This is a genomic window from Croceibacterium salegens, from assembly GCF_009827435.1.
GTDB lineage: Bacteria > Pseudomonadota > Alphaproteobacteria > Sphingomonadales > Sphingomonadaceae > Croceibacterium_B > Croceibacterium_B salegens.
On sequence record NZ_WTYM01000024.1, the window covers coordinates 1 to 8,302 of the forward strand.

Consider the following 8,302-nt stretch of genomic DNA (forward strand, 5'->3'; position numbering starts at 1 on the left):
TCGAACAGATCACCAAGCAACTCATCTCTACCCTCGCCGTCACCGACGCCCAGTTCGATGCACTCGAGGAACATGTGGACGCGCTCTCCTTCCGGCTCGACGAAATGAATGAGAGCACGAGGGGCGGTATCGCCGCGGCGATGGCGCTCAGTGGGACGATGGTCGTGCCCGACAGTAACTTGTCGGTGAACTTCAACGCGGCGACTTATCGTGGCGAGCAGGGCTTTTCGGGCACCATCGCCGCCCGAGTGGCCCCACGGGTCTACGTCTCGGCAGGCTTCGCTGGATCGACTGCCAAGAAATCCACTGGCGGAAGAGTGGGCGTTGCATTCGGAATCTGAGACTTAGTGCAAAGCGCACATCCGAGCCGAGCCGATGTCTGCCTTCCACCCAGTTCATGACCTCGTCACCGAGCTAAGAAGCGACCATATGCGGACCGGCTGATAACGACCCACTTGCGGATGTCCGATATGGCTGACAAGTCCTTTCGATGACACTAGCGGCTCGTTCAGTAGCTGGTGAGACGCTCTGCGACCGCGTCTGAAGGTCGACCACTCAGGCGAACATGGTGCCGTGTGCATCTACCGAGCTCAGGGGTGGTTTGCTCTTTGGCGAGCCCCAGACACGTTGGACGAATTAGACGACTTTCTGGCACACGAGCGTGGGCATGGTGCTCGATTCGGTGCCGTTTTGCGTCGACGAAATCGCCGCCAGTGCCGGAGCTATCTTTGGTGCTGCTTTGGAGAGTTTGTGCTCGGCACGGTGACGGGATTGGCGGGGCGGCAAGCGATCCTTGCATCTACCGCCGCCATCGAACGAGTTGTTCTTCGGCACATGCATGAGCAAGCGGAGACGCTGAGCGGAGTGGATGATGAGGCTGCCACGACCTTGCGGTAGATCATAGCGGAGGGGCAGGAGCACCACGATCTGTCGGCGAGTCGAATTGCCCCGAATACCTTCTGACCAAGAATAATTGACTCGTTGATTGCCTCGTCAACGGAAGCGGTATTCTGGCAGGGTATGCATTTGATGCGCAGCGATCCCAACGAGCGCTTCCCGCCCACGATCGTACGCCGCCATACACACGATAATGGAGCTAAATAACAATCTCTTTTCGAACAAAAAACATATGAACAATTGAATAATGATTATTGAATACCAAAATAGATATTATAGTAAGTAGGTGACTTTAACAAATAATGCATAAAGTTCGGCCCCGCCTCACACCTCGGATACTGTCACTACGTACCGTGCGCCCCGGCCATGCCGCTTAACAGCCGGAGTTTGCATCTTTAGTCTGAATCTTGTCGTTTCACCTCCCAACTAGGGGGGGCGAGAGGGTTGCGCCTGATAGCGCTACCGCATTGCAGCACGATTTCGGATGCTGCAGCGACTTCGTCCCAAAATTACGCGTTTGCGCAGAGGACTGATACATTTTGCAAAGTTGACAGCGGAAATTGCAGTGATATTACGAGCCAATTGGTAGCGCTACCACGAGTCGAAATGATAGCGCTACCAAGAGAGGGCCGGCGGGAATCCGGCGGAAAAAGCCAAGAAGCGGCAACAAGCGTCTTCTGGTTGGGGAGGATCGAAATGACCAAACTCGACAATCGAAATCTGATTCGTGGCGCCAGCGCGACGCCGCTTCTTCGCGCCACCCTGGCGGCGGGGGCCTCGCTCCTGGCGATGAGCGTGTTCACCCAGCCGGCATTCGCACAGGACGGCGATCCCGCCACCGAGACGTCGGACGCCGACCAGGGCAACGAAATCGTCGTGACCGGCATTCGTGCCAGCCTCGAGCGCTCGATGGACATCAAGCGCGACGCCAGCGGCGTCGTCGATGCCATTTCCGCGGAAGACATCGGCAAGTTCCCTGACACCAACCTGGCCGAATCCCTGCAGCGCATCCCGGGCGTCTCGATCAACCGTGTCAACGGCGAAGGCTCGCAGGTTACCGTCCGCGGCTTCGGTCCGCAGTTCAACCTCGTCACCGTCAATGGCCGACAGATGGCGACCTCGTTCGTCAATGCGGCCGGCGGCGACCAGTCGGTGGACTTCAGCCGGGCCACAAGCCGCTCGTTCGATTTCAACAACCTCGCGTCCGAAGGCGTCCAGCGCCTCGAGGTTTACAAGACCGGCCGCGCTGCCATCCCATCTGGTGGCATCGGCGCCTCGATCAACATCGTTACCCAGCACCCGCTCGAGGTTTCGGGCGAGGGGCTGCGCGGAAGCGTCGGCGCCAAGGCGCTTTACGACCTGAGCAACAGCGACTTCACTATCGATCCGGAATTCTCCGGCGTCCTGACCTGGACCGACGACGACGACATCTTCGGCGTGTCACTGTTTGGTGCCTACCAGAAGCGCCAGAGTGCCGCCGCCAGTGCAACGTCCAACGACTGGAACATCGCCCCGTTCTCGTCCTTCCCGGGCAAGGGGCCGGGCACGGTCGTTACCGGAGCGCCGAGCGATCCGTCGACCCTGGTCGCTGTGCCGAATGACAGCCGCTACCACTACTCGGAATCGGATCGTGAGCGCATCAACGCGTCTGGTGCGGCGCAATACCGTCCGACCGACACGCTGACCATCACGGCCGATGCGATGTTTGCCCAGAACAAGATTTCCGAAGCGCGCAGCGACCAGACCAACTGGTTCAACCGGCCGTTCGACCACATCACGTTCGACACGAGCGACACTGTCCCGACCGCGGTCTACATCGACGAGGGCAGCGGCTTCGGCACCAAGGATATCGGTTTCGAGCAACAGTACCGTGCGACCAAGACCGAGCTTCAGTCCTATGGCCTGAACGCAATGTGGGAAGGCGATGGCGGTCTCGAAGTCACTCTCGACGGAAACCATTCGGTCTCCAAGTCCACGCCGAATTCCGCCAACGGCGCAAGTTCGACCCTCGTCAGCTTTGGCGCCCCGGTCGTCGATGCACACTCGGTCGACTACTCGGGCAAGGTCCCGAACCAGATGTGGACGCTCAATGACGGCGGCGCCGGCACCGACGGTATCCTCGGCACGGCCGACGACCGCGGAAACAACAACGGCATCCTCGATCTCGGCGATCTCGGCACGCAGGTGCAGCGCACCAACGCTTCCAGCCAGCGCCACCGCATCGACCAGCTGAGCGCCAACCTCGGTTGGGATTTCGGCGGCGGCAGCCGGTTCGACGTAGGCACCAGCTACATCGATTCGAGAATGACCAGCGCCCGCATCCAGACCCAGCAGACGCTGGGAGACTGGGGCATCAACAATGTCGGTGACGTCGAGGCAGTGGCGGGAGACCTGATCCAGCAGTTCTGCATGGCCTGCCAGTTCGACCACTATTCAGTGACCGATGCCGACATCGCCTTTCGTGGCAATGCCGTGGATCTCTACCAGGCGTTCGCGCCCTATTATGAAAATCTCGGCAACCCGATCAACATCAGCGGTAATGATTTCGACCGGGTCGGCGAGAAGATCTGGTCCGCATATGCCCAGCTGACCTGGGACGGCGAGCTAATGGGCCGCAGGGCAGGCCTCGTCGCCGGTGTCCGTTACGAAAACACCAAAGTGACGGCCTTCTCCAGGGTGGCACAGCCCGATCGGATCGAGTGGGATTCCGACAACGACTTCACCCGCGTGATCGGAACACAGATCGCCGAAATCACTCGCAAGGGCGAGTATAACAACCTGCTTCCTTCGATCGATTTCCGGATCGAACCGACGGACAATGTCGTGGCCCGCGTGTCGTACAGCAAGACGATCGCTCGCGCAGACTACGGCAATCTGTTCGCCTCGCAGTCGGCCGGGGCTCCCAACCGGCCGACTGCGCTTGGAGGTGTCACCAGCGGCACGCAGGGCAACCCTGACCTGCTTCCGCTGATCTCCAACAACTTCGACGTGTCGCTCGAATGGTACTTCGCTCCGACCAGCTACGTTTCGGCGGGTTTCTTCTACAAGAACGTGAAGAACTTCGTTGGTGTCGGCCAGGTCGATCAGCCCTTGTTCGGACTGCGTGACCCGAGTTCGGGCGCGGCTGGCTCGCGCTCCGGCTCGGCAATCACCCAGATCAATGCCCTCGGCGCGGTTCTGAGCGACGTCAGCCTGTTCACGATGACGGCGTTGATCGACAAGAACGGGGGCAACGTGGCCGCCGCAACGGCGGAGTTCCAGGCGCACCTCCAGCCCAACGGCCAACTCGACCAGGCATTCGTGGACACCGTCCTGGCGGCGCGCGACGTCATTGCCAACAGCAACGATCCGCTGTTCGAATTCCAGGTTTCGACCCCGATCAACAATCGCTCGGGCAACATCCACGGCTTCGAACTTCAGGGACAGTACTTCTTCGGTGATACCGGATTTGGCGTCTCGGGTTCGTTCACCAAAGTCTACGGCGACGTGAACGTGGATATCCTGTCGGACCCGGGCACCAACGTTTACGCGCTGGTCGGACTGGCCGACAGCTTCAACGTGACCGGCATTTACGAGAACGGACCGATTTCCTTCCGGGTGGCCTACAACTGGCGCGACAAGTTCCTGTCGGCGGTCAACCGTGGCGGCGGTCGCAGCCCGGTGTTCTTCGAACCGTTTGGCACGCTCGACGCCAACATCAGCTTCGACCTGACCGACCGCATCGCGCTGTCGCTCGAAGCGATCAACATCCTGAGCGAGCCGATCCGGTCCTATGGCCGCGACAAGAACCAGGTGTGGTTCGCGCAGGAACAGCACCCGCGCATTCTCTTTGGAGCACGCTATCGGTTCTGATGTTTCGTTCACGCAAGTGACGGTTGAGGGAGAAAGGTCGCTGCTGTGCAGCGGCCTTTTTCCTTGCCATTGAGCCGGGCTCAAGGATGCCGCATAGGTGCATGCAACTGGAGAGAGGGGCCGTCGAGCCAGCGAAATGACCGCCGTACTGCTCAACAACGTGGATCACCACGACCTGAAGGTCGTTACCCGGCACGGCCCCGAGTTTGGCGATGCGGTCAACCAGGTGCAGGTCTTTCCGACCGAATTCGAAGAGGTCCAGCGCGAATACCCGATCGTGCTTCGCAAGATCGCGAGCGGCGCGCTACGCCCGGTGGCCTTGCTCGGGCTTGCACGCGACGAAAACCTGTTCCTCGATGATAAGGGCGGCTGGAGGGCCGCCTACGTTCCCGCCCTCATCGAGCGTGGACCCTTCAGTATTGCCGCCCCCGAAAGCGGCGATGGCGAACCGATGATCAAGGTGGACATGGATCATCCCCGTGTCTCGCGCAGCGAGGGCATCGGCGTGTTTCTCCCTCAAGGCGGCAACACGCCGTACCTTGAACGGATGACCGGGGTCCTGCGCACGATCTACGTAGGGCATCACCTGCTTGACCCGCTGGTCGAGACCCTCGACGCGGCCAATCTCCTCCGGACTCTCAATCTCGAGGTCCGTGTCAGCGAGACCGAGGTCTACGCCGTTCCCGACGTGACGACGATCGACCGGCAGCGGCTTGCCGAACTGGACGGGCCGGCGCTGGAGGCGTTGCACAGGAAGGGGTTCCTGCAATCCGCGTTCTTTCTCGCCGCTTCGCTGGGCAACTTGCAGAGACTGGCGGACATCAAGGGACGTACACTCGCAGAAGCCGCCTCGTGAGCTTTGCCGCACCTCCCGTCCGGCGCGTTTCCGGAATTCGCGCGGATGCCATTCCCTTCGACGAACTGTTTGCGGCCCAGGCGCCGGTTGTCATGGAGGGCGTGGCACGGGATTGGCCGTTGGTGGAAGCGGGACAACAGGGTCCACAAGCCGCCGCCGCGTACCTCAAGCGTTTCGCTGTCGACCGGCCGGTCACCGCCTTCGTCGGCCCACCCGAAATTGGTGGACGCTTTCATTATGATGCCGAGGTGAGGAGCCTCAATTTTACGGCGGAACGGATTCCGCTCGGTGCGTTCCTCGACCGGATCCTGTCTCGGTTAGACGACGACGCGGCGCCCGCCCTCTATGCCGGCTCGACCGACCTCGACACGTTCTTGCCCGGTCTGCGCCAGGAAAACGACCTGCTGCTGGATCACCCCGATTTCGCCCAGCAGACGCCCCTGGCCAGCATCTGGATCGGCAACCGGACGATTGCCGCAGCGCATCACGACATGTCGAACAACTTGGCATGCTGCATGGTCGGCCGCCGCCGTTTCACGCTGTTCCCGCCCGATCAGGTCGCCAACCTCTATCCGGGCCCGCTCGACCCGACGCCAGCCGGGCAGGTCGTCACGATGGTCGATTGCCGCAATCCCGACCTCGATCGCTTCCCGCGCTTTCGCGAAGCCATGGCGAACGCGCAGGTAGCCGAACTCGAGCCCGGAGACGTGCTGTTCTACCCTGCGCTCTGGTGGCACGAGGTCGAGGCGCTTGATCGCTTCAACGCGATGATCAACTACTGGTGGAACCCCGTACCGGCCTACATCGACACTCCCCACACCACCCTGCTGCACGCGCTGCTCAGCCTGCGCGATCGGCCCGGGAGCGAGAAGCAGGCTTGGCGGGCATTGTTCGATTACTACGTGTTTGGCGACGCCGGGCTTCCCGGGGACCATCTCCCCGAAGCGGCGCGGGGCAGCCTCGGCAGGCTGGACGAAATGCAAGCGCGGCGATTGCGCGCGCAAGTCCTCAATCGCATGAACCGCTGAAGGACGAGGGAGCCGGTCATGACAGGGCGAGCGGTCAGGAAGGTGGTGATTGCCGGTGGGGGGACCGCGGGCTGGATGGTAGCCGCTGCGCTGGCCAAGAACCTCGGCACGCTCCTCGAAATCACGCTGGTCGAATCCGATGCAATCGGCACCGTTGGGGTAGGGGAATCGACCATTCCCACCGCCCGGCGCTTCCACGAACTGATCGGGCTGGACGAGCGGGATTTCGTCCAGGCCACGCAGGCCAGCTTCAAGCTCGGCATCGCGTTCGAGAACTGGGCGCGCGAAGGAGACCGCTATTTCCACTCGTTCGGCGTAACCGGACGATCGACCTGGATGGCGGACTTCCATCACATCTGGCTGCAGGCCCGCGAAATGGGCGTGGCCGGCGAGTTCGGCGAGTATTGCCTTGAGCTGCAGGCGGCCGAGGCGAATCGCTTCAGGAGCGGAGCCGACACCCCGCTCAACTATGCCTATCATCTCGACGCCACCGCCTACGGCACGTTCCTGCGCGGCTTCGCCGAACCGCTCGGTGTTCGCCGCGTCGAAGGGAAGATCGCCGAGGTTCGGCTGGATCCGGAAAGCGGTTACATCGACAGTCTCGTGCTCGAAGACGGCCAGGCCATCGCCGGAGACCTTTTCGTCGACTGCACCGGGTTTCGCGGTCTGCTGATCGAAGAGACGCTGGAGACCGGGTACGAGGATTGGACCCATTGGCTGGCGACGGACAGTGCGCTCGCCGTGCAGACAGAAGCGACCGCCCCGGCGCGGCCCTATACCCGCGCGATTGCTCATCACGCGGGTTGGCAGTGGCAAATCCCGCTCCAGAGCCGGGTCGGCAATGGCCTCGTCTATTGCAGCCGCTTCTTCTCGGACGACGAGGCGCGCGCAAAGCTGGCGGAACGCGTCGATGGCGAGATGATCACCGAGCCGCGGCTTATCCGCTTCCGGACCGGCGCCCGCCGCAAGACGTGGAACCGGAACTGCGTGGCGATCGGGCTGGCCAGCGGTTTCGTCGAGCCGCTCGAATCCACCAGCATCCACCTCATCATGATCGCCGTGACGCGGTTAATGCAGATGTTCCCGTTTGACGGTGTGTTCGATGCAGTAATCAAGCGCTTCAATGACGTGTCGCGAAGCGAGATCGAGGCCATCCGCGATTTCATCATCCTGCACTATCACCTCAACGAACGCGACGAACCTTTCTGGAAGCAGTGCCGCGAGATGGACATTCCGCCTTCGCTTGCGCAGCGGATCGAACTTTTCCGCGAAGGTGCCGTGGCCTACCAGGCGTCGGACGAACTGTTCCGGCTCGATTCCTGGGTGCAGGTCATGCTCGGCCAGCGCCTGCAGCCCCAGTCGCATCACGCCATGGGGCGGATGATGCAGGCAGGCCAATTGCAAAATGCTCTCGCTTCTCTGGCGGGCAACATCCGCGAGACGGTGTCTAACCTACCGGAGCACCAGCAGTTTCTCAGCCAGTACTGTCGAAGCTGAGTCAAAGTCGACTTTCTCGGCTGGTGCCCCTGAAGCGGGGCAATTCAATGAAGTCGGACGAACCCTTTCCGCAAGTGGTTGCTAGCTCACGCGACAGCGAGGTCACGAATGGGTCCCAAGGGTCATTAGCTGCCATTCCAGCCAAGAGCCCTCGTGGCCGAAAGGGAGCAAC

At 61.4% G+C, this 8,302-nt stretch carries 6 protein-coding genes; all 6 read left to right on the forward strand.

Going from position 1 to position 8,302, the window contains the following annotated elements; translation table 11 throughout:
• A partial coding sequence (locus GRI89_RS02500; RefSeq protein WP_201290852.1) for a YadA-like family protein occupies positions 1-341 on the forward strand: 341 nt, incomplete at its 5' end.
• Between the two features lie 199 nt (positions 342-540).
• The gene (locus tag GRI89_RS18345; protein WP_407924959.1) at positions 541-897 is read left to right on the forward strand and encodes a demethoxyubiquinone hydroxylase family protein; all 357 of its coding nucleotides are present in this window, start codon (positions 541-543) and stop codon (positions 895-897) included.
• A gap of 696 nt (positions 898-1,593) precedes the next feature.
• Positions 1,594-4,749: a TonB-dependent receptor gene (locus GRI89_RS02510; RefSeq protein ID WP_159791890.1), complete on the forward strand. Its 3,156-nt coding sequence runs from the start codon at positions 1,594-1,596 to the stop codon at positions 4,747-4,749.
• A gap of 136 nt (positions 4,750-4,885) precedes the next feature.
• Positions 4,886-5,605, forward strand: coding sequence for a SapC family protein (locus tag GRI89_RS02515; protein WP_159791892.1), 720 nt, complete (start codon positions 4,886-4,888; stop codon positions 5,603-5,605).
• Between the two features lie 35 nt (positions 5,606-5,640).
• Positions 5,641-6,633, forward strand: coding sequence for a cupin-like domain-containing protein (locus GRI89_RS02520; RefSeq protein WP_328598047.1), 993 nt, complete (start codon positions 5,641-5,643; stop codon positions 6,631-6,633).
• Between the two features lie 18 nt (positions 6,634-6,651).
• Positions 6,652-8,130, forward strand: a complete 1,479-nt coding sequence (locus GRI89_RS02525; protein WP_159791894.1) for a tryptophan halogenase family protein — start codon at positions 6,652-6,654, stop codon at positions 8,128-8,130.
• The last annotated feature ends 172 nt before the right edge of the window (positions 8,131-8,302 follow it).

Excerpts from the sequence above, each read along its gene's own strand:
- GRI89_RS02510 (WP_159791890.1), top strand. The coding sequence starts at position 1,594 with ATGACCAAACTCGACAATCGAAATCTGATTCGTGGCGCCAGCGCGACG.
- GRI89_RS02515 (WP_159791892.1), top strand. The coding sequence starts at position 4,886 with ATGACCGCCGTACTGCTCAACAACGTGGATCACCACGACCTGAAGGTC.
- GRI89_RS02525 (WP_159791894.1), top strand. The coding sequence starts at position 6,652 with ATGACAGGGCGAGCGGTCAGGAAGGTGGTGATTGCCGGTGGGGGGACC.